The sequence below is a fragment of the uncultured Desulfosarcina sp. genome, assembly GCF_963664155.2.
GTDB lineage: Bacteria > Desulfobacterota > Desulfobacteria > Desulfobacterales > Desulfosarcinaceae > Desulfosarcina.
The window spans coordinates 2,260,181-2,279,858 of sequence record NZ_CAXXXH010000001.1; the positions used below are offsets into that span (position 1 = coordinate 2,260,181).

The following is a 19,678-nucleotide window of genomic DNA, read 5'->3' on the forward strand; positions in this document are numbered from 1 at the left end:
TGCCAAGGGATGAAGCGTAACGCAGATTGTGGGCTTTTTACGAATCCGTCAAGTCTGATACAGGCAATGAATGAGTTTATCCACCACCTCCGGTGAATCCCAGTCAACGGCCGCAGGGTGGAGTTCATCCCGTCCGGACCGCTGCTCGGCCTCCGGCAGTTTCATTTCGCGGCGAATCCGCTCCAGGAGTGACGCCTGGCTGCGGTAAAGCCCATGGGCGGCAGCCATATCGATACGTTCAAAGCGGATGCGGTCTCCCGGAAGGGCCTGGGCGACGCGCCAGATGTCGCTGGAAATCACCGTCGCAATTTTGGTGTATCCCCCGACCGTCTGTTCGCTCAGCAGGATGATCGGCTGCCCGTCCTGGGGTATCTGCACGCCACCGGGCAGACTCGGTTCTGAAATAATGCTCCGGGGCATGCCCTCGACCTGGGAGATGACCGGCCCCTGGAGGCGGCAGCCCATGCGATCGGCCTGGGGCGACACGGTGAACCAGGCGTTGAAAAAAACATCCAGGCCATGATCGAAGAAATCATCCTGAGGGCCGGGGATCGCCCGCAGGGTGATCTCGGACGGATATGCCGGAACAAGCGCCGCCGGCACCCGGCGTGCCGGAGGGTCAGCCTCGCCGGAACCACGCCTCAGGCAATCGCCGGCCTGAAGGGACCGCCCCTTGAAGCCGCCGATGGCTGCGCCGACATAGCAGGAACGGCTGCCCATAACCAGGGGTACGTCAATGCCTTGCGAGACCGCCAGATACCCGCGGCAGCCGCTTTTCGCCATACCGAGGGTCACCGTATCCCCGGGCTGAACGGGCACCGCGCACCAGCCTGCGGCCGGGGCACCGTTGATTGAGAGCGGCATATCCGCGCCTGTCAAAGCGATGGTCGCCGGAGCGAGGATCTTCAAGGCAGGGCCGGAGAAAGTCAGCTCGAGCAGTGCCGCCGTGTCGGGGTTTCCCACCAGCATGTTGGCGATTCGTCCGGCGAAATCATCCAGCATGCCGCTGGGCGGGACGCCAAACCGCTGCCAGCCGAATCGTCCCAGATCCTGAACGGTCGTGTAAGCGCCCGGCGACAGCACGTTGAAGATGTCAGTCACCCTGGCCTCCGACGGCGAGTCGCCGGTACTCGTCCGGCGTGATCGGTTCGAACCTGAGGGTGTCGCCCGCACTCAGGAGAAAGGGGTTCGGTCTTTCGGGGTCAAAGAGCCGCACGGGCGACCGGCCGATGAGCTGCCAGCCTCCCGGACTGGCGATCGGATAGATTCCGGTCTGGTTGTTGGCAATCCCGACGGAGCCGGCCGGGACCCGTGTTCGCGGGGAGGTCAGCCGGGGGGTGTGCAGCTTCTCCGAAAGCCCTCCCAGAAAAGGAAATCCCGGAGAAAATCCCAGCATGTAAATGGGGTAACAGGGTTCCGAATGGAGGCAGATGACATCATCGATGCCGATGTGGTTATGCTCGGCCACAAAGGCGATGTCCGGCCCGTACTCCCCGCCATAACAGACCGGAATGACGCTTTCTTTTGGTGGGGGTGTCTCAATCCGGGCCGTCCCCCCGTAAAGGGACAGGATCCGGGGCTCGAGCAGGGAAGGGTTGGTCGTCAGGGGATCGTAGACCACCACCACCGAGCGGTAGGTAGGAATCACTTCGCGGACACCGGGGACGGCGGCCGTTTCCAGCGCAAAAGTCATCGCCCGCACGGTTTGATTGATTTCAGGGGCGATGGCATCGCCGAACTCCACCAGCAGGCCCCTGTCGCCGGCCAGGCGGAATTTCGGTCGATCGAAACATTGACGGTTCACGGCCACGGCGTCAGTCACCGGCCGCCGGCAAAGGGGGCGACCCGGATATTCTCGTTTTCCAGGGTCTGGCGGATCTGTCGAACCAGGTCGACGGCTCCCGGCGTATCACCATGGACGCATAGGGTCTGGGCCTGCAACGGAATTCGTCTCCCGTCGGATGCCACGACGGCCCCGTCCCGAGCCATCATGAGCGCCCGGGCGGCAACTTCGGCGGGATCCTTGATCACCGCGCCCGGCCGGCTGCGGGGTATGAGGGTACCATCGGGGGTGTAGGCCCGATCCGGAAAAGCCTCGCGAATGACCTTCAGGCCCATCGCTTTGCCGATGCCGGCGACGAGTTCGCCCTTTTGGCCGGCCAGCGCCATGAAATAGAGATCCGGGTCGACGGCGGTAATCGCCTCGGCGATCCCGCGGGCGACGTCTTCGTTGGCAACGGCGGACAGGTAAAGGCTGCCGTGAGGCTTGACATGATGGAGTTTCATGCCGTGGGCCGCACAAAAACCTTGCAGCGCCCCGATCTGATAGATCATGTAGGACCGAATTTCATCGCGGCTCAGGTTCATCTCCCGACGCCCGAATCCCATCAGATCGGGATATCCGGGATGCGCGCCGGGACTGACGCCGTGTTCCTTGGCCATGCGGATGGTGCGGTCCATCACCAGGGGATCGCCCGCGTGCCACCCGCAGGCGATGTTGGCGGAAGAAATATACGCGATCACGGACTCGTCCATCCCGATCTTGTAGGCACCGAAACTCTCACCCATGTCGCAGTTAAGATCAATGCTGGTCGTTGCCATCCCCACCTCCTAAAATGTCTCTACCGCCCCGGCCATCACCTCGCAGGTGTAACCATGGCCAAGGGTGCGGTTTAAAACCGGGTCATGCAGCTGGAAGTCATATCCGTCGCCGGCGACCAGGCCATCCACCGTGCCGATCGTTCCCGAGAAAAGCACCAGACCGTCCTCGAGCCCTCCCAGGCGCTTTTGAAGATCGTCGATCCAGTATTCGGGCGGCAGGATCGCCGCGCAGCAATCCTCCTGGTAGAGCGACACCTTCCCGCTGCGGGTGACCGTGCAGCGCAGCCGGAGCTGGTCGAAATGATCCTTGACCTCTTCATAGGGCCACAGGTCCCGGGCGATGACGTTGAGGCACATGTTCTTGGATTTGGCCACCGACACCGACTCCAGTTTGCGGTCGGTGTGATCCGACCCGACGGTCACCAGGATTTCTCCCTGGTGCCACAGCAGCACCCATTCCACTTCTCCCGACGTCTGCGGTCCGTGCACCTGGATGTCACGGCTATGGGTCAACAGATGATTGCCCAAGGCCAGCAGGGTGGGAATGTGTTTCGGTGCCGCGACCCCGACTTCCGCCAGTTCATCGATGTGGTGCTGCAGGGCCTTGCGGTCCCTGCCGACCCAGCCCGCGTTGAACATCCGCTTGGCACTGAATACGATTTTTTCCGGCTCGCGGCTCAACCGGTGGACCGTCAACTCAAGTTCGACTCGCATGACAGGGCATCCTTCCTCTGGGTATGCTGTTGACCGTTATCGACAGTACGAACCCCGGTGTAATTATAAACAACGCGGTGGATAAAGACAACTGTCATCCCGCCATCTGCATCGGCAGGATCATGACAATCGTCGGGAACAGGGTGATCAGGATCACGGCCAGAAAAATCAGCAGGAAAAAAGGAACGGCGGCCATGGCAACGGTTTCCAGCCGCTCTCCGGTCAACCCTTGGATGACGAACAGATTGAAACCCACCGGGGGGGTGATCTGTCCGACCTCGATGACGAGCGTCAGGAAGATTCCGAACCATACCGGGTTGAACCCCGCCTGAACCACGAGGGGAAGGGTGATCGGCAGGGTCATGACGATCATCGAGATGCCGTCGAGAAAAAAGCCCAGGAACATGTAGAACAGGGTCAGAATGGCGATCAGCATGTAGGGGCTCAAGCCCAGGGACCCGATGAACGCCGCGACCTGAGCCGGCAGCTTGAGGTAGCCCATGGCCACCGCCAGAAAACTCGCCCCGGCAATGATGAAGCAGATCATGGCCGAGGTTTTGATCGTTCCCTTCATGGCCTCGACCAGGTTCGACCATTTCAGGTCTCCCAGCAGCGCCGCCGCGATCACGGATCCGACGGCGCCGACGGCCGCCGCCTCGGATGGGGTGGCCAGGCCGGAATAGATCGAGCCCAGGATGAACAGGATCAATGTCGACACCGGCAGCAGTTTGACCACTGCCCGAAACTTGGCCTTGAGATCGAATGTTTCCCTTTTGACCGGGGCCAGGGCCGGGTTCAGCAGAACCCGGACGATGACGTAGCTCATGCAAAGTCCGGCGACCATCAATCCCGGCATCACGCCGGCCATGAACAATTGACCGATGGACTCTTCGGCCAGCACCCCGTAGATGATCAGCACGATGCTGGGGGGGATGAGCAGCCCCAGGGTGCCGGCCCCGGCCAGGGAGCCGTGGCTGAGTTGTTTGTCGTAACCATCTTCTTTCAACTGACGCAGGGTGATCTTGCCGATCGTGGCCGCCGTGGCCGGCGACGAACCCGAAACGGCCGCAAAAATCGCCGAACCGAGGATGTTGATGTGCAGCAGGCGGCCGGGAATGATCTGAACGAACGGCCGCAACCCCTCGAAAAGAAGATCGGACATCCTCGTGCGCAGGATCATCTCCCCGAGAAAAATGAACATCGGCAAGGCGGCCAGGGACCAGCTGTTCAAGCTGTTCCACATGGCCTGCGCCCAGATCTTGGCCACCGGCATGCTGGTCAAAACCTGCATCGATATGCCGGCGGTGGCCATCAGCGACATGGCGATCCACACACCGGACCCCAGAAGCCAGAAGAGCAATACAATTACCGTAACCAGCGTGACGTTCATCAATTCTTCCCGGCATCGTGGGTGATTTTGAATTGTTGGAGTCCCCCGACGATCAGGGCGGTGAGACGGCCGAAGATCTGGAGGGTCAGCAGGACCATTCCGACAAGGACAATGGCCTGAGGGATATACAGTGGTGTCTCGGCCGGCGTGTAGGCCGTGAGATTGCGGGCTTTGGATGTCAGGACCAGGTCAAAAATGAAAACGCACGACAGTCCGGACAAAACCATCGCAAAAACCATGCAGCCGGCCTCCAGCACGAAGGCGCTCATAGCCCCCAACCGTTCCCGCAGGAAAGTGATGCGGATATGGGCATCCTCCCTGAAAGAAAAGCCCATTCCGAGATAAATCATGGCCGCCAGGGCGTATCCCGAATACTCGCCGGAGACTTCGGTCGAGGATCCCATAAAGTTTCTCAGAATCACCTCGGCCAGGATCAACAGGACCATCCCGGAAAAAATAAGGGCCGACAGGATGGCACCGACATCGGAAAGCCGGTTGATCGGGTTCACCAGAACCGCAAAAAGCTGATGTTTTCTCTTTTTGGGTGACGCGTTCATGGCAGCATCCATGGAATTGGTGCCTTCAAGCCCCCTCGTTCAGGTCAGCGTCAGGCATTGGCAGCCGTTTTCGGGGGGTTGCAAGCACACAGATGGTTAGGGGGCCGCAACTTACGGCCCCTGTTGAAATGTCGATCGTTTCTATTTGAGCGTTTTGCGTTCTTTATCAAACTTGGCCAGAACCGCCTCACCGACCTTGCCCGTCTTTTTCAGCCAGTCGTTAATGACGTCCTGGCCGCTGGCGCGCAGTTTGGCGGCAAGTTCATCGGAGACCTCTGTGGTGATGGTCATGCCGTTGTCGGCGCAGGTCTTCTCATCCTTGACCATGGCTTCCTCGGCGATCTGCCACTGGCGAACTTCCATTTCCTTGCCGATCTTCACAAAGACCGCCTGCTGTTTGGGGGTCAGGGCATTGAAGCTGTCCAGGTTGATATTGATCATGTTCAGCGGAATGGCGAAGTTGACGCGGGTGGTGTCGGAAAGCACTTCCCAGAACTTGCCGGCGACCGCGCTCTGGGACGACGTCAGAACCGAGTCGATGGTCTTGGTCGCCAGGGCGGGATAAACGTCCCCCCAGGACATGACGACGGCGTTGGCCCCGGCCTTTTTAAGGACCTCGGTGCCGTTCTTGTCATAGGTCCGGATACGCAGCCCTTGCAGGTCCTCGTATTTTTTGATGGGCCGGTTGGCATGAATCGAGCTGGGCGGCCAGGGGGCGGTATACAGAATCATCTGGTTGAACTTTTTGGCCTCCGCATCGTATTCCGGCCGAACGATATCCAGGAGGAGTCTGGCCTCCTTGAAATTCTTGATCAGAAAGGGCGAGGTGCTGAGACCGAAAATCGGCGACGTGCCCACGGCGGCACCCATCAGCACGCTCTGAATCGGCACAATGCCGTCGGCCACGGCCGTGAAGCGGTCTTCGTCCTTGAGCCCCAGGGCCCCGCCTTCGTGAACCGTGAGGACGACTTCTCCAGGCAGCGCCTCGTTGATCCGCTTGGCAAATTCTCGGCAGGTTTCAGCGTGCATATTGGCGCCGCTGTAAGTGGTGGCGATGTTCAGTTCCACGACAGCCGCCGCGGGACTGCCGATCAACACCGCGCACAGGACCAGACCGACTGCTACCCACAGTTTTTTCGACATGAGAAAACTCCTTTCAGAATTGGTTAAGTTGGGCAAAATCTACCCCAGATCGACCCGGTCATGCAGCGCACTGAATTCCTTACGCACGGACGCCACTTGATCCATGTCGATTTCCACCGTAATCATACACTCCTTCTCTTCCCCCTGGGCCAGGATGTTTCCCAACGGGTCGACGACCATGCTGTGACCCGCGTAGAGGGATCCGGCATCCGAGCCGGCGCAGTTGCTCGATATCAGAAAAGCCTGGTTCTCCATGGCGCGTACACGATTAAAAAGAACCCAGGGGTCCAGGCGAACCGCCGGCCAGGCCGAAGCCACCAGGAAAAAAACCGCCCCGCGATCAACCATTTTACGAAACTGTTCCGGGAACCGCAGATCGTAGCAGGTGGCCAATCCGGCCTTCCCCCACGGCGTGTCGGCCACGACCACCTCCGTGCCACCGGTGAGCAGATCGCGTTCGCTGGATTGGTAGCCGAACAGGTGGATTTTGCGGTAAACGGCGGTCACGGTTCCCTGGGGATCGATCAGCAGGCTGGTATTGAACAGCCCTTTGGTATTCCGCTCGACAAAGCTGCCCATCAGAAGGTGGCGCCGTATCGCCGCGGCCTTGTCCCTGAACGCCTGGACGACCGGCCCATCGACGGGTTCGGCATCGACCGGGTAACGGTCGAAACGGAAAAAACCGGAGGGCCACATTTCCGGCAGCAGGATCAGATCGCTCGACGACGCCTGATCCACCATCGCCAGGGCGTGGGCCGTGGCTTCCGCTTTTGAAATCTCCCGCCTTTCCAGCTGGATACTGGTGACTTTCATGGCTCGCATCCTTATGTGGGCGTTGACCGTAGACCCTTCAAAATTAGGGATTTGTCTCTTATCACAACGCTGATCATCAAGCAAAATATAGTTCGCATGCATATTGCCATCGGGTTCAAGCGCCTTGACAATACCGGGTTCCTTATTTATTTTCCCGTTGATTAAAATCCTCGACATGCCTCTGCCGGGATACCGCTTACGCAAAGAAAGATCCGACCCTTGACCAAAAGGAGAATACCGTGCCACTGGAAGAACTGAAAGCACAAATTGAAGAAAAGCATCTCGTGGTCAGCCGGATCCGGGAAGAGATCGGCAAGGTCCTGGTGGGCCAGCGGGATCTCATCGACGGCCTGCTCATGGGGCTGCTCACCCGCGGGCACATTCTTATCGAGGGCGTACCGGGTCTGGCCAAGACCAGCGCGGTCAAGGCCCTGGCCGACACCGTCCGCGCCGACTTCAAACGCATCCAGTTCACCCCCGACCTGCTGCCGGCCGACCTGGTGGGAACGGAGATCTACCGCCCCAAGACCGGGGATTTCAGCATAAAAAAAGGACCGCTGTTCAACAACATCATCCTGGCCGACGAAATCAACCGGGCCCCTTCCAAGGTCCAGTCGGCGCTGCTGGAGGCCATGCAGGAACGCCAGGTCACCATCGGCGACACCACCTTTCCGCTGGCGGACCCTTTCCTGGTCATGGCTACCCAAAACCCCATCGAACAGGAAGGCACATACCCGCTGCCCGAGGCCCAGGTTGACCGCTTCATGCTCAAAATTCTCATCGACTATCCGGACAAGGTCGAAGAGAAGGAGATCATGAAGCGGGTCGGCTTCGAGGCCCAACAACCGGTGCAGCCGGTGCTGGATCCGGTGGAAATCAGGGCCATAGGCCAGTTGATCAACAACGTCTATGTGGACGAGAAGCTTAAAGACTACATCGTGGACCTGGTTTTTGCCACCCGCAACCCGGCGGCGTACAAAATAGATGTTGCCAACTACATTCAGTTCGGGGCCTCACCCCGGGCCACCATCTTCCTGAGCCTGGCCGCCCGGGCCTACGCATTTCTTCAGGGCCGCGCCTACGTGACGCCTCAAGACGTGAAGACCATTGCCCCGGCCGTGCTGCGTCATCGGATTCTTTTGACCTACGAAGCCGAAGCCGAAGACATCGATACCGATCAAATCATCGGCCGTATCTTCGATTCGGTGGAAGTGCCGTAAGAAATGGTGAAGGGTGAAAAAGTAGCCTTTCCCGAATACAAGAAAAACGATTTTTTCCTTCAATTGGCATTTTAGAGCGCAGCGAAAAGCATGCTTTCCCCCGACATCATCAAGAAAATCAAGAAGGTCCACATCAAGACCGGCCGCATGGTCAATACGATCATGGCCGGGCAGTACCGGTCGATTTTCCGGGGAGCGGGCATCGAATTCGAGGAGGTGCGCGAGTATACGCCCGGCGATGAGGTCAAGAGTATCGACTGGAAGGTCTCGGCCCGCATGGGCAAACCGTTCATCAAGCGCTACCGCGAGGAGCGGGAGCAGGTGGTTATGCTGCTGGTGGACATGAGCGCATCGGGCCGATTCGGCACCACCGACAGCACGAAGCGCGAAACCGCGGCCGAAATGGCCGCTATCCTGGCTTTCAATGCCATCCGCAACAACGATAAGGCCGGCGCGATTCTCTTCACCGATCAGGTGGAGCGTTACATTCCGCCCAAGAAGGGGTCCGCCCATGTGTGGCGCCTGATTCGCGAGATCTTCACCTTCCAGCCCGCGAAAACCGGTACCGACATCGTAGCTGCCGCAGACTTTTTGGCCCGGGTGTGCCGCAAGCGGACGGTGGCCTTCCTGGTTTCCGATTATCTTACCGAGAATTTCGACCGCCAGACGACCCTGCGCATTCGTTCGGCGGCCCGCAAGCACGAACTGGTCAGCGTGCTGATCACCGACCCCGGCGAATTCCACCTGCCCGAAGGCGGTATCGTCGCCCTTAAAGACCTGGAAAGCGGCGTTGTACGCTACCTGGACGCCGCCGACCGCCGCACCCGCGAACGGTTCAAGGCCGGCCGCCAGGCGGTTCACGACCATATTTTGCAAATTCATAAAAGCATGGACTTGGATTGTATTGAAATGCCCACCGACGGAGATGCGGCCGACGCCCTGGTGCGCTATTTCAGGTACCGGGAGCGACGCCGCCGATGATAAAACGACTGCCAGCCATTGTCGTTGGTCTGATCCTGTGTCTGATTCTCGGTCGTGTCCTGCCGATTCTGGGCGCGGAAAACATCACCCCGGCCTTACCAACGCCGGCGCCGAACCAGACAACGCCGGACACACCGGCGCCCATGTCCGACATCCACGATATCCGGCCGCCGGTACCGGTGGGGCTCGACGCCCCGTGGCTGATTCCTGCGTTACTGGCCCTGGCCGGCGTGTTGATCCTGGCGGCATTATGGTGGTGGTGGCGCCACCGCAAAAAACGGACCATCGAAACCATCGTGCCTGAATTGCCGCCCGAGATGATCGCCATGCAGGCACTGGACGGCATCAGCGATATTCGTGGGCAGGACGGCAAGTCCTTTTACTTTCACCTTTCGGCAATTCTGCGCCAGTATGTTTTCGGCCGGTTTGCCGTGGGTGCTCCGGAGATGACTACCGAGGAATTCATGCCCTGCATCGACCGCCTGCCCGTCGACCACGAGCTGGCGCGCCAGCTGAAACAGCTTTGCCGGGCCATGGATCCGATCAAGTTCGGCGGCGTGGCAACGGTGGAAAAGCAGATGGAAACCGATCTTTTCTTTGCGCGCGCCTTTGTGCGCAAAACCACGCTGGCAGCGGCCGACGAACCTCAAGGTGACGTCAGCTCGGCGCTCAAGGCGCTGCCATCGGGGGAGGTGTAGCCCATGCTGCGATTCGCCTCACCCTGGTTTTTCCTGCTCCTGCTGCTTTTGCCGCTGCTCGTCTGGTATCGCCGGTGGCGGCACCGGCCACCGACCATGGCCAGCAGCGCCCTTTTTCCGGTTGCCGGCGTACCGGCGTCAACGGTCTTGCGGCTGCAACCCCTCGTGCCGGTCATAAAATACGCGGCCCTGATGCTGATGATCGTGGCTATGGCCCGCCCCCAGTGGGGCACCGAGCGTACCGAGGTGAAGACCGAGGGAATCAACATCGTGCTGGCTCTGGACCTTTCCGAAAGCATGGCGGCCCTTGATTTCAAGAAAGAGGGCCGCGTGGTCAACCGCCTCGAGGCGGTCAAGGGCGTAGTCCAGAATTTCGTGGCCAACCGTAACGGCGACCGCATCGGCATGGTGGTTTTCGGAACCCATGCCTACACCCAATTACCCCTGACCCGGGATTACAACACCATCGTCAGCATGCTGGACCGACTGAAGATCGGAGCCGCCGGTGAACGTACCGCCATCGGCGACGCCATGGGGATATCGCTAAAACGCCTGGCCGACATCAAAAGCGAGTCCAACATCATCATTCTTCTCACCGATGGTCAAAGCAACGCCGGTGAGCTCTCACCGGAAGCGGCCGGGGAGATCGCCACGCAAAAAGGGGTGAAAGTATACACCATCGGTGTGGGCACCCGGGGCAAGGCCCCGTTTCTGGTCAACGACCCTCTGTTTGGCGAACGCTACGTCTACCAGCGGGTCAACATCGACGAGGATACGCTCAAGGAGATTGCCGACGAGACCGGCGGGCTCTTTTTCCGGGCCGAAAACCTGGAAGGCCTGCAAAAGATCTATGACACCATCGACAAACTGGAGAAGACCGAGGTCAAGGTGGACCTGTTCGCCGACTACAGCGAGATGTATCCCTGGCTGTTGATTCCGGCCATTCTGCTTTTGCCCATTTACGTAATTTTGCGTAACACGAGGTATCTGGTCGTCCCATGAGCTTTTTTCGAACCCAAATGTTGTTTTTCATCTGGTCCGTACCGCTGCTTATCCTGGTGATTGTATACGGCATGCGACGGCGGGGAGAAATTCTGCGACGTTTTTCTTCCGATCACGGCTTGGCGGCCATCGCCCCGGAAACGGTCAGCCGCCGCCGCTGGATCAAGGGGTCCCTGCTGGCGGCGGCCGTGCTGTTTGCCACCATGGCCCTGGCCGGCCCCAAATACGGGTTTCGCTGGCAGGAGATCCGCCAGCACGGCGTGGACATCATCATCGCCCTGGACTGTTCCCGCTCCATGACCGCCACGGACATTCAGCCCTCCCGGCTTGAGCGCGCCAAGCGGGAGGTGTTCGATCTGCTGGGCATGCTTCAGGGGGATCGTGCAGGTCTGGTGGCCTTTGCCGGCACTGCCTTCTTGCAGTGCCCGCTGACCCTGGACTACGATGCCTTCAATCTTTTTCTCAATGCCCTTTCGCCGGACTACCTCCCGGTGGGCGGTACCGATATCACCGGCGCCTTGACGACGGCCACGAGCGCCTTCGATCCCAAGAGCGCCGCGGATAAGGCCGTGATTCTCATCACCGACGGCGAGAATACCGGCAGCGGCGACCCCTTGAAAGCGGCCGAGCAATTGAAGGAGAAAAAAATCAAGCTTTTCTGCATCGGGGTGGGCGGCAGCGATGGCGTTCCCATCCCGGAAGCGGCCGGCGGTTTCAAGAAAGACCGGTCCGGCCAGATCGTGCTTTCCCGGCTGGACGAGAAAACCCTTAAAAAGATGGCCGTGATCACGGGCGGGACCTATGTTCGCTCCGTGGCCGGCGATATGGACCTGGATACCATTTACACGGACGAGATCCGCCGCACCATGGATGCGGAAACCGTCACGTCGGGACGTAAGCAGGTATGGGAGGACCGCTTCCAGTGGCCCCTGGCCCTGGCTTTGGTATGCCTGCTGGCCGAGCTGATGCTGCCCGTGACCCGTAAAACCCTCATCCCGATGCTGCTGGCGGCCACGCTGGTAATGCCGGCGCTTCCAGCCCGGGCCAACGACACCAGCCAGGGCATTCAGGCATATGAGAAAGGCGATTACGAGAAGGCCCTCAAACACTTCACCGATGCCCAGCTCAACGCACCGGACAAGCCCGAATCCCTTTACAATGTAGCCGATGCCTTCTATAAAACCGGTAATTATGACGCCGCCGTGGAGCATTACCAAAAAGTGCTGGAGTCCGACGACAAGGCGCTAAAAGAAAAAGCACTGTACAATCTCGGCAACGCCGAATTCCGGCGTGGCAATGCCAAGGCGGCTATCGACCGCTACAAAGCGGCTTTGGTCCTGGATCCGGACGACCGGCTGACCAAAGAGAATATGGAATTCGTCAAAAAGGCGCTGGAACAGCAGCAGAAGCAGCAACCGTCGGATGACAAAAAGCAGGACAAGAAAGACCAGGCGAAAAACCAGGACAAACAGGGTCAGCAACAACCATCTCCACCCGAGGGAGAACAGGATAAACAAAAACAGCAGGAAAATCAGGCCCAGGATAATCTCTCGGATGGGCAGCAGGACCAAAAGCAGGCCGAATCCGGCAATGATATGGATCAGGAGCAACAAGCGGATCGGGAAGGCACCCCTCAGCCCAATGCGCCAAAAGACGATCAACAGGCTGCCGCCCCCTCCCAATCGACCCGGCCAGGAGAGCAGACCGGCGATCCCGGGCAGGCCGAACGGATGCTTAATCGCTTGCAGGATCAGCCGGGACGCGCTTTGATGCCTGCCACCGGTCGGCAACGGGTGGAAAAGGATTGGTAATGGCAAGGACGCTCACCATAACCCTATGGATGTTTTTGGCGACTGTCGTCACCGCTGATGCGGCCACCGTGCGTGCCGTGGTGGACCGCAACCAGGCCACCGTGGGAGAGTCGATCAGTCTGCAGGTCACCATTGAAGGGGGTGACGGCGAGGCCGACCTGTCCGGCCTGACGGACTTCAAAACCGTCTCCCGCGGTTCCACCAGCAGTTTTCAGATGATCAACGGCCGCACCTCTCGCCAACTGATATACAATTATGTGCTGATTCCCCTCAAGGCCGGCAATCTTACCATTCCGGCCATCCCCGTGACCATCGACGGCAAGGTTCACTATACGACGCCCATTCGCGTCACGATTTCCGAGGAACCGTCGGCTGACAGCGGCCAGCGCGATGTGTATGTGACTGCCGAGGTTTCGGAGCCGGCACCGTGGATCGGTCAACAGATAGTTTATACCTTCAGGCTTTTCAACGCCGTCCAGGTGGCCGACGCCAAATTCCAGGCCCCTGAATTCAACGGGTTCAATGCCGAGGAACTGGAGAACCGAAAATCCTATCGAACGGTAATCAACGGACGGGAATTCATTGTGACGGAGGTGGTTTTCATCCTGGTGCCCGTAAAAACCGGAGCCCTGGAGATTGAACCGGCCGTGCTTCAGGTAGGTCTGGTCCAACGCAGTCGCCGGCCGCGTCCCTTCGCCGGCATGGACGCCTTTTTCGGGCGCAGCGAAATGACCACCCGCGTCTTGAAAACCGATCCTATTGAGGTCCAGGTAAAGGACCTTCCTTCAAGGCCTCAGGGAACATCGTTTTCCGGCCTGGTGGGCCGGTTTGAGATTTCCTCCAGCCTGGACAAGACGGCCATGCAGGTGGGCGACTCCACTACACTGGCCGTCACCATCAGCGGCGCCGGCAACATCATGGATGCCCCGGAACCGACGATTCCCGCGCCGGCCGAATTCAAGGCCTATGCCGATCATCCCGAAGAGCAGATTCAACCGGGTCCGCAAGGCTATTCTGGAGACAAAATTTTCCGTACGGCCCTGGTCCCCGTGAAGCCGGGTCAATACCGCATCGATCCGGTCGTGTTGACTTATTTCGACGTGGAATCCGGACAATACCGAGATATCTCAACATCGGCTTTTGACGTCACGGTTTCGCCATCCGAAACCGCAGCGACCGACATCGATGTGTTCCGGGCTTCCTCCGCGCAGACCCCTTCGCTAAAAAAACGGGTCGAGTTTACCGGTCGGGATATCCTCCCGCTGAAAGAGGGCCTGGAGACATTAACGCCCCAGCGGTACATGCCCCCCCTGTGGTTCGGCCTATTTTTGATCATCCCGGTGCTGGGCTTTATATTTACCCGAACCATCGTGCGGATGACCCAACAGGATGACTCACCCGGCCGGGTCATGGCTGATCGGACCAGACAGGCCATCAAAACCGCTGCCACCGCCGGCACCACGGATGCCGACTTTCTCTCGGCCCTCTACCGGGCACTGGTATCGGCCATCCTTGGCAAACAAAACGTCCTGGGTACATCCCTCACCTGGTCGGAGGCCAATGATCAGCTGCTGGAAATCGGGTGGAATGGGGATGATGCCGCCGCCACTGCGCGACTGTTGGAGGAAATCGAAAGCTTCAACTACTCCGGCGGCAGGCTCGACGAAGAAAAGCGGGCCGGCCTGCTGGACCGGACCCGGCAGGCGGTGCGGAGGCTGACCCGATGAAACGCTTTTCCCTGACAGCCGCAATTCTCTGGCTGCTCCTGACGCTTGCCGCCTCGGCTACGGCAACGCAAAGCGCCCGCACCTTCATGGACGGGACCGAAGCCTACCGCAACGGAAATTGGCCGGCGGCCATCGCCGCTTTTGAAAGCCTGGCCGACGCCGGAACGGACAACGGCAAGCTTTTCTACAACCTGGGCAACGCCTATTTGAAAAACGATGACCTGGGACGCGCCCTGCTGTGGTACGAGCGGGCCCTGAAGCGCATTCCCGACGACCCGGATCTGCGGTTCAACTACAACTATGCCCTGACCCTCACCAAGGATGAACGCGGAGAAAGGGAATCGCCGCTGCTGCGGATCCTCTTTTTCTGGAAATACCAGTTGAGTCCTTCAACGGTCCGCTGGATCGCCATTCTCCTCAATGCGGCCCTGTGGATTGCCCTGTCGGTTTTGGTTATCCGGAAAAAACGCCTCCTGCGCCCCTCCGTGCTTTTGGTCGCCGCCGCCTCCGTGGTCTTCAGCGCCACGGCCGCTTTCAACTATGTCGAGACAGCGCGAATCCGCCAGGCGGTGATTCTTCCCGAAAAAGTCGCCGTGCGTTCCGGTTTCACCGAAAGCGCCACCCAGCTTTTCGTCCTTCACGCCGGCACCAAAGTCCGCGTCGAGCGTGAAACCGACACCCATCTGCTGGTCCGATACACAGAAGACAAAATCGGCTGGTTAAAAAAATCAGAGGCCGGCATTATCTGATTGATTCAAATTTAATCTGAGTTGCGATTTCACACCACCCAAACGCCTCTGGTGAAAGATCTGGGGTGAGGGCAAATAAGTTCTCGAAAATACCTTGCACAAAGCTGGATTCTCATTGTATTTTTTCAATAATTTTCAATAGCCTCCAAAATTACGACCCAATCAATAACGACATCATTTGATAGTTGGCGTCATGCGGATATTTTCATTACGTAGGCAAAGAGATTTTGTTGGACCGGGTCTGCTGCCAGCAATCTCGAAAAAAATCTATCGACGGCGGAGGACAAACTGCGTGTCAAGGTGGGTGCGGCAGCCTACAGCTGCAGGTGGTCCTCGACCTGATTTTTCTCAACCACGTGTTTGCCACCTATAGTTGCAGTTCGACTATAGCTCACAGCTGGAGACAGAAATCCATAAGAACTTGGCGGGGAGCTGAGTTATTGAACTGTAAACTTACGACAGGAGACTGGGATGGCTAAACAGCCGCTCACTGAGGGAGAAACCGTAGAACTTAAAAAAAGCCTAGCCGAACTCAAACAGGGACTTATTTCCATTGCGGCCATACTGAACAAGCACCAGGCCGAAACCCTCTGGTTCGGGGTGCGCAACGACGGCGCCATCGCCGGCATCGACGTCAACGAAAAAACCCTGCGTGACCTCTCCCAATCCATTGCGTCCCATATCGAACCCAAGATTTCCCCAAAAATTTCAAAGGTGTCCATCGCAGGCAAACGCTGCATCAAAATCGAGTTCAGAGGTAATGATACCCCTTATTTTGCCTATGGACGCGCTTTCATGAGGGTGGCGGACGAAGACCGCCAGCTCAGCGTCAAACAATTGAAAGGGCTCATCACCGTCCAAAACCGGGAATCGCTACGTTGGGACAATCAGCCCGGAAAATTCTCCCTGGCCGACCTGTGGCCCCGGCCAAAATCAAGCACTTCGTGAAACGAGCCAAGCTCTCCTGGGATACACCACAAAATGCCCTGGCCAAACTGGGATTGATCAATGCAGACCAATTGCTCAATCCGGCCCGGCTTTTTTTCGGCAATAAACCGCTTCAACTTCGATGCGCGGTCTTTTTGAGCACCGAAAGTTCTACCCTTATTGATCGCCATGACTTTGACGGCGACATTCTCGAACTGATTGAAGAGGCCCAGAAATAGATCCTCAAAAACATCCATATCGGCATGCGGGTCGAGGGATTGCGCCGCGTCAACGTACCGGAGATCGCTGTCGAAGCGCTACGCGAGGCGATCATCAACGCCTTCTGTCACCGGGACTACTACGATCCGGACTACATCCAATCGGCCATCTTCAAGGACCGGGTGGAAATCCGAAACCCCGGCACCCTGTTCGGCAACCTGACCATCGCGGACCTGCGCAAAGGCAATGTCCCCCAGCGCCGCAACCCCTTGATCGCCGATTTGTTCCGACGCATCGAAATGGTGGAGGCCTGGGGCCGCGGCATGCCGTTGATCCTGAAATACTCGCCAGACGTGGATTTCCGAAAAATCGGTAACTTGTTTATCGTTTCCTTTATCCGATGAGTGGACGCGGGATTAAGCCTTCTCTCTCCTTTTCGAAACCAGGCTGAAAAATTCACAGAGTTTTTTTCATTCCCACCTTGCCAACCGCCATCCCATGCAATAGATTTGCATTGATAGGCATCGGACAGTATTGGAACCATACCTTATCATAGGAGATCAATGATGGCTGTATTGAAGCGATCCATATTATTCATTTTAACAATATGTTCCTTCTCCATTTCAACTGCATGGGCGACGGATCCGATTCCCGTTTTCGTCAGCATCGCCCCCCAGGCCTATTTCGTGCAACAAATTGGCAAGGACCGGGTCGAGGTACAGGTGATGGTTGAGCCGGGAGCCGACCCCCATACCTACGAGCCTAAACCGCAGCAGATGGCAGCCCTGTCCAGGGCGGTGCTTTACTTTGCCATCGGCATCGAGTTTGAAACCGCTAAATTGGAAAAATTAACCGCCATCAACCCCCATATGCAAGTGGTTCGCACCGATCATGGCATCATGAAGCTGCCCATGGATGCCCACAGCAGCCATGGCGGGGACAACCATCCAGGAGAAAAAAAAGACCCCCATGGCAGCCTGGATCCCCACATCTGGCTCTCCCCGCCCATGGTGATGCTCCAGGCCAGATCGATCCTCGCCGCCCTGCAGGCAGTTGACCCGGTGCATCGTTCGGCCTACGAAGCCAATTACCGCTCATTTATCCTTGAACTCGTGGATCTGGACGCCTACCTGAGAGCGACCTTCGACAGTTTAAAAGGCTCGCCATTCATGGTATTTCATCCCTCATGGGGCACCTTTGCCCACACGTACGGGCTGGAACAGGTGCCCATCGAAGTCGAAGGCAAAAGCCCCAAACCGGCACAGCTGAAACAATTGATCGAAAACGCCCGAACGAGCCACATCAAAGTGGTTTTCGTACAACCCCAATTCTCCGCAAAAAGCGCCCAACAGATAGCCAAGGCAATCGGCGGCCGGGTGGTCGCCGTGGATCCGCTGGCCCGGGACTGGGCGACGAATTTACATCAGGCCGCTGAGGAATTTAAAGATGCCTTCAAATGATCGCACTCAGGCCATGGGCGAGCCCATCATTCAGATCCAGCACCTCGATTTTGCCTACAACGGGCAGCGTGTGCTCGAAGACGTGAACCTGGAGGTTCTGGAGGGGGATTTCATCGCCATGATCGGTCCCAATGGCGGCGGCAAGACTACCCTGCTCAGGCTCATGCTGGGACTGCTCAAGCCCGCGCGGGGCCGGATCCGGGTCATGGGCGAACCGGCCATGCATGTCTCCCATCACATCGGCTATGTGCCCCAGGATGTTCACATCAACCAGCGTTTCCCCATTACGGCCCTCGATGTGGTGCTCATGGGAAAGCTGGCCCCGGGAAAAAGATGGTCTAGTAACAATGCGCGGGACCGAAGGGACGCATTGGAAGCCCTGGAGCGGATCGATATGGCCGGCTATGCGCACCGCCGCATCGGCGAGTTGTCCGGCGGCCAGCGCCAACGCGTGTTCATCGCCCGCGCCCTGGTGACGCATCCCCGGCTTCTCCTGCTGGACGAACCCACGGCGAGCATCGATTCCAAGGGGCAGACGGATTTCTATCAGCTACTCAAGCGACTCAATAGGGAAGTGACCATCGTGGTGGTCAGCCACGATCTGCTGGTAATTTCCACCTACGTCAAATCCGTGGCCTGCGTTAACCGACGGCTGCACTATCATCAACAGGCCGAAATTACCGGGGATATGCTGGAAGCCATGTACCCGTGCACCGTCGAAGATGTTTGTCCCGTGGAGCTGGTAGCCCACGGCCACCTGCCGCACCGGGTGCTGCAGCACCACAAGGAGTGATTGATGATTGACGCCCTGCAATTCGAGTTCATGCGCAATGCCCTGGCCGCCGGCCTGCTGGCCAGCGTGATCTGCGGCATCATGGGCACCCTGGTGGTGGTCAACCGCATCGTTTTCCTCTCCGGAGGTATCGCCCACGCGGCCTACGGCGGCATCGGCCTGGCCTTTTACTTCGGCTGGCCTTACTTGGCGGGCACCCTGGGTTTTTCCCTGGGTGCGGCCACGATCATGGCCGCCGTCACCCTGAGAGCCCGGCACCGGGCCGACACGATCATCGGCGTCATCTGGGCACTGGGCATGGCCTGCGGAATCATCCTGATTGACCTGAGCCCCGGCTACAACGTGGATCTGATGAGTTATTTATTCGGCAGTATCCTCACGGTACCGGACACCGATCTATGGCTCATGGTGACCATGGGGCTCCTCATCGTACTCCTGGTGGCGGTCTATTATAAAGACCTGCTGGCCCTCTCTTACGATGAAGAGTTTGCACGCATCCGAGGAGTACCGGTGACCGCCCTGTACTTTCTGCTCATCGGCATGCTGGCGGTCACCGTGGTGATGGTCATCCAGGTGGTGGGACTGATCCTGGTGATCGCCCTGCTTACCATTCCCCCCTTTATCATGGAAAAGCATGCCCGGTCGTTGCTGCAGATGATGATCGGGTCCAGTGTCCTGGGCGTTGTCTTTACGGTTGCGGGGCTGTGGATTTCCTACGCCTTCAACCTTACCTCGGGGGCAGCCATCATCATGGTGGCCGGCCTCTTTTTCTTCCTGAACCTGCTGGTTGAGCAATTGATCCCCAAACGGAAAAGGCCCGAACCATCCAGAATCAATGAAGTAAACATTCCTGTGGACCTGCAGAGGAGCTGA

Annotated in this window: 21 protein-coding genes; 13 read left to right on the top strand and 8 right to left on the bottom strand. The window is 58.4% G+C overall.

Annotated features, from left to right (window positions below):
• Positions 1–48: 48 nt before the first annotated feature.
• From ACHZBS_RS10340 to ACHZBS_RS10375, 8 genes are all read right to left on the bottom strand, one after another.
• Positions 49–1,101 carry a biotin-dependent carboxyltransferase family protein gene (locus ACHZBS_RS10340; RefSeq protein WP_319406421.1) on the bottom strand — a complete coding sequence of 351 codons (1,053 nt, stop codon included), beginning with the start codon at positions 1,099–1,101 and terminating at the stop codon, positions 49–51.
• Positions 1,094–1,822, bottom strand: coding sequence for a 5-oxoprolinase subunit PxpB (gene pxpB, locus ACHZBS_RS10345; protein WP_319406422.1), 729 nt, complete (start codon positions 1,820–1,822; stop codon positions 1,094–1,096). Before pxpB ends, ACHZBS_RS10340 begins: the two co-directional genes overlap by 8 nt.
• Positions 1,819–2,601: a 5-oxoprolinase subunit PxpA gene (locus tag ACHZBS_RS10350; RefSeq protein WP_319406423.1), complete on the bottom strand. Its 783-nt coding sequence runs from the start codon at positions 2,599–2,601 to the stop codon at positions 1,819–1,821. Before ACHZBS_RS10350 ends, pxpB begins: the two co-directional genes overlap by 4 nt.
• A gap of 9 nt (positions 2,602–2,610) precedes the next feature.
• Positions 2,611–3,315 carry a DUF2848 domain-containing protein gene (locus tag ACHZBS_RS10355; protein WP_319406424.1) on the bottom strand — a complete coding sequence of 235 codons (705 nt, stop codon included), beginning with the start codon at positions 3,313–3,315 and terminating at the stop codon, positions 2,611–2,613.
• Positions 3,316–3,409: 94 nt separating this feature from the next.
• Positions 3,410–4,705 (bottom strand): TRAP transporter large permease subunit, encoded by a 1,296-nt coding sequence (locus ACHZBS_RS10360; RefSeq protein ID WP_319406425.1) that lies wholly within the window; start codon positions 4,703–4,705, stop codon positions 3,410–3,412.
• On the bottom strand, positions 4,705–5,262 hold the full coding sequence (locus ACHZBS_RS10365; protein WP_319406426.1) for a TRAP transporter small permease: 558 nt from the start codon (positions 5,260–5,262) through the stop codon (positions 4,705–4,707). Before ACHZBS_RS10365 ends, ACHZBS_RS10360 begins: the two co-directional genes overlap by 1 nt.
• Before the next feature lie 141 nt (positions 5,263–5,403).
• Entirely contained in the window at positions 5,404–6,405 is a 1,002-nt protein-coding gene (locus ACHZBS_RS10370; RefSeq protein WP_319406427.1) for a TRAP transporter substrate-binding protein, read from the bottom strand.
• Positions 6,406–6,444: 39 nt separating this feature from the next.
• A complete protein-coding gene (locus ACHZBS_RS10375; RefSeq protein ID WP_319406428.1) occupies positions 6,445–7,218 on the bottom strand; it encodes a nitrilase-related carbon-nitrogen hydrolase in 774 nt (257 codons plus the stop codon).
• A 266-nt stretch (positions 7,219–7,484) separates the two neighbouring features.
• Between ACHZBS_RS10375 and ACHZBS_RS10380 the strand changes: the two genes are divergently transcribed.
• The 13 genes from ACHZBS_RS10380 to ACHZBS_RS10440 all read left to right on the top strand — a co-directional run bounded on the left by ACHZBS_RS10380 (position 7,485) and on the right by ACHZBS_RS10440 (position 19,678).
• Positions 7,485–8,438: an AAA family ATPase gene (locus ACHZBS_RS10380; protein ID WP_394708041.1), complete on the top strand. Its 954-nt coding sequence runs from the start codon at positions 7,485–7,487 to the stop codon at positions 8,436–8,438.
• 90 nt (positions 8,439–8,528) lie between these two features.
• The gene (locus ACHZBS_RS10385; RefSeq protein ID WP_319406430.1) at positions 8,529–9,419 is read left to right on the top strand and encodes a DUF58 domain-containing protein; all 891 of its coding nucleotides are present in this window, start codon (positions 8,529–8,531) and stop codon (positions 9,417–9,419) included.
• The gene (locus ACHZBS_RS10390; RefSeq protein ID WP_319406431.1) at positions 9,416–10,117 is read left to right on the top strand and encodes a DUF4381 family protein; all 702 of its coding nucleotides are present in this window, start codon (positions 9,416–9,418) and stop codon (positions 10,115–10,117) included. Before ACHZBS_RS10385 ends, ACHZBS_RS10390 begins: the two co-directional genes overlap by 4 nt.
• A gap of 3 nt (positions 10,118–10,120) precedes the next feature.
• Positions 10,121–11,119: a VWA domain-containing protein gene (locus ACHZBS_RS10395; protein ID WP_319406432.1), complete on the top strand. Its 999-nt coding sequence runs from the start codon at positions 10,121–10,123 to the stop codon at positions 11,117–11,119.
• On the top strand, positions 11,116–12,930 hold the full coding sequence (locus ACHZBS_RS10400) for a VWA domain-containing protein (RefSeq protein ID WP_319406433.1): 1,815 nt from the start codon (positions 11,116–11,118) through the stop codon (positions 12,928–12,930). The genes ACHZBS_RS10395 and ACHZBS_RS10400 overlap by 4 nt, the downstream gene beginning before the upstream one ends.
• On the top strand, positions 12,930–14,657 hold the full coding sequence (locus ACHZBS_RS10405; RefSeq protein WP_319406434.1) for a BatD family protein: 1,728 nt from the start codon (positions 12,930–12,932) through the stop codon (positions 14,655–14,657). The genes ACHZBS_RS10400 and ACHZBS_RS10405 overlap by 1 nt, the downstream gene beginning before the upstream one ends.
• The gene (locus tag ACHZBS_RS10410; RefSeq protein ID WP_319406435.1) at positions 14,654–15,406 is read left to right on the top strand and encodes a tetratricopeptide repeat protein; all 753 of its coding nucleotides are present in this window, start codon (positions 14,654–14,656) and stop codon (positions 15,404–15,406) included. Before ACHZBS_RS10405 ends, ACHZBS_RS10410 begins: the two co-directional genes overlap by 4 nt.
• Positions 15,407–15,877: 471 nt before the next feature.
• Complete coding sequence (locus tag ACHZBS_RS10415; protein WP_319406436.1) at positions 15,878–16,354, top strand: ATP-binding protein; 477 nt, start codon at positions 15,878–15,880, stop codon at positions 16,352–16,354.
• On the top strand, positions 16,351–16,572 hold the full coding sequence (locus tag ACHZBS_RS10420; protein WP_319406437.1) for a hypothetical protein: 222 nt from the start codon (positions 16,351–16,353) through the stop codon (positions 16,570–16,572). Before ACHZBS_RS10415 ends, ACHZBS_RS10420 begins: the two co-directional genes overlap by 4 nt.
• A 24-nt stretch (positions 16,573–16,596) precedes the next feature.
• Complete coding sequence (locus ACHZBS_RS10425; RefSeq protein ID WP_319406438.1) at positions 16,597–16,956, top strand: ATP-binding protein; 360 nt, start codon at positions 16,597–16,599, stop codon at positions 16,954–16,956.
• Between the two features lie 159 nt (positions 16,957–17,115).
• On the top strand, positions 17,116–18,012 hold the full coding sequence (locus ACHZBS_RS10430; protein WP_319406439.1) for a metal ABC transporter solute-binding protein, Zn/Mn family: 897 nt from the start codon (positions 17,116–17,118) through the stop codon (positions 18,010–18,012).
• Positions 17,999–18,805 (top strand): ABC transporter ATP-binding protein, encoded by an 807-nt coding sequence (locus ACHZBS_RS10435; RefSeq protein WP_319406440.1) that lies wholly within the window; start codon positions 17,999–18,001, stop codon positions 18,803–18,805. The genes ACHZBS_RS10430 and ACHZBS_RS10435 overlap by 14 nt, the downstream gene beginning before the upstream one ends.
• A gap of 3 nt (positions 18,806–18,808) precedes the next feature.
• Positions 18,809–19,678: a metal ABC transporter permease gene (locus ACHZBS_RS10440; RefSeq protein WP_319406441.1), complete on the top strand. Its 870-nt coding sequence runs from the start codon at positions 18,809–18,811 to the stop codon at positions 19,676–19,678.

Coding starts and splice junctions, on each gene's coding strand:
- ACHZBS_RS10350 (WP_319406423.1), bottom strand. CDS start 2,601: ATGGCAACGACCAGCATTGATCTTAACTGCGACATGGGTGAGAGTTTC.
- ACHZBS_RS10355 (WP_319406424.1), bottom strand. CDS start 3,315: ATGCGAGTCGAACTTGAGTTGACGGTCCACCGGTTGAGCCGCGAGCCG.
- ACHZBS_RS10360 (WP_319406425.1), bottom strand. CDS start 4,705: ATGAACGTCACGCTGGTTACGGTAATTGTATTGCTCTTCTGGCTTCTG.
- ACHZBS_RS10365 (WP_319406426.1), bottom strand. CDS start 5,262: ATGAACGCGTCACCCAAAAAGAGAAAACATCAGCTTTTTGCGGTTCTG.
- ACHZBS_RS10370 (WP_319406427.1), bottom strand. CDS start 6,405: ATGTCGAAAAAACTGTGGGTAGCAGTCGGTCTGGTCCTGTGCGCGGTG.
- ACHZBS_RS10375 (WP_319406428.1), bottom strand. CDS start 7,218: ATGAAAGTCACCAGTATCCAGCTGGAAAGGCGGGAGATTTCAAAAGCG.
- ACHZBS_RS10385 (WP_319406430.1), top strand. CDS start 8,529: ATGCTTTCCCCCGACATCATCAAGAAAATCAAGAAGGTCCACATCAAG.
- ACHZBS_RS10390 (WP_319406431.1), top strand. CDS start 9,416: ATGATAAAACGACTGCCAGCCATTGTCGTTGGTCTGATCCTGTGTCTG.
- ACHZBS_RS10395 (WP_319406432.1), top strand. CDS start 10,121: ATGCTGCGATTCGCCTCACCCTGGTTTTTCCTGCTCCTGCTGCTTTTG.
- ACHZBS_RS10400 (WP_319406433.1), top strand. CDS start 11,116: ATGAGCTTTTTTCGAACCCAAATGTTGTTTTTCATCTGGTCCGTACCG.
- ACHZBS_RS10405 (WP_319406434.1), top strand. CDS start 12,930: ATGGCAAGGACGCTCACCATAACCCTATGGATGTTTTTGGCGACTGTC.
- ACHZBS_RS10410 (WP_319406435.1), top strand. CDS start 14,654: ATGAAACGCTTTTCCCTGACAGCCGCAATTCTCTGGCTGCTCCTGACG.
- ACHZBS_RS10415 (WP_319406436.1), top strand. CDS start 15,878: ATGGCTAAACAGCCGCTCACTGAGGGAGAAACCGTAGAACTTAAAAAA.
- ACHZBS_RS10425 (WP_319406438.1), top strand. CDS start 16,597: ATGCGGGTCGAGGGATTGCGCCGCGTCAACGTACCGGAGATCGCTGTC.
- ACHZBS_RS10430 (WP_319406439.1), top strand. CDS start 17,116: ATGATGGCTGTATTGAAGCGATCCATATTATTCATTTTAACAATATGT.
- ACHZBS_RS10435 (WP_319406440.1), top strand. CDS start 17,999: ATGCCTTCAAATGATCGCACTCAGGCCATGGGCGAGCCCATCATTCAG.
- ACHZBS_RS10440 (WP_319406441.1), top strand. CDS start 18,809: ATGATTGACGCCCTGCAATTCGAGTTCATGCGCAATGCCCTGGCCGCC.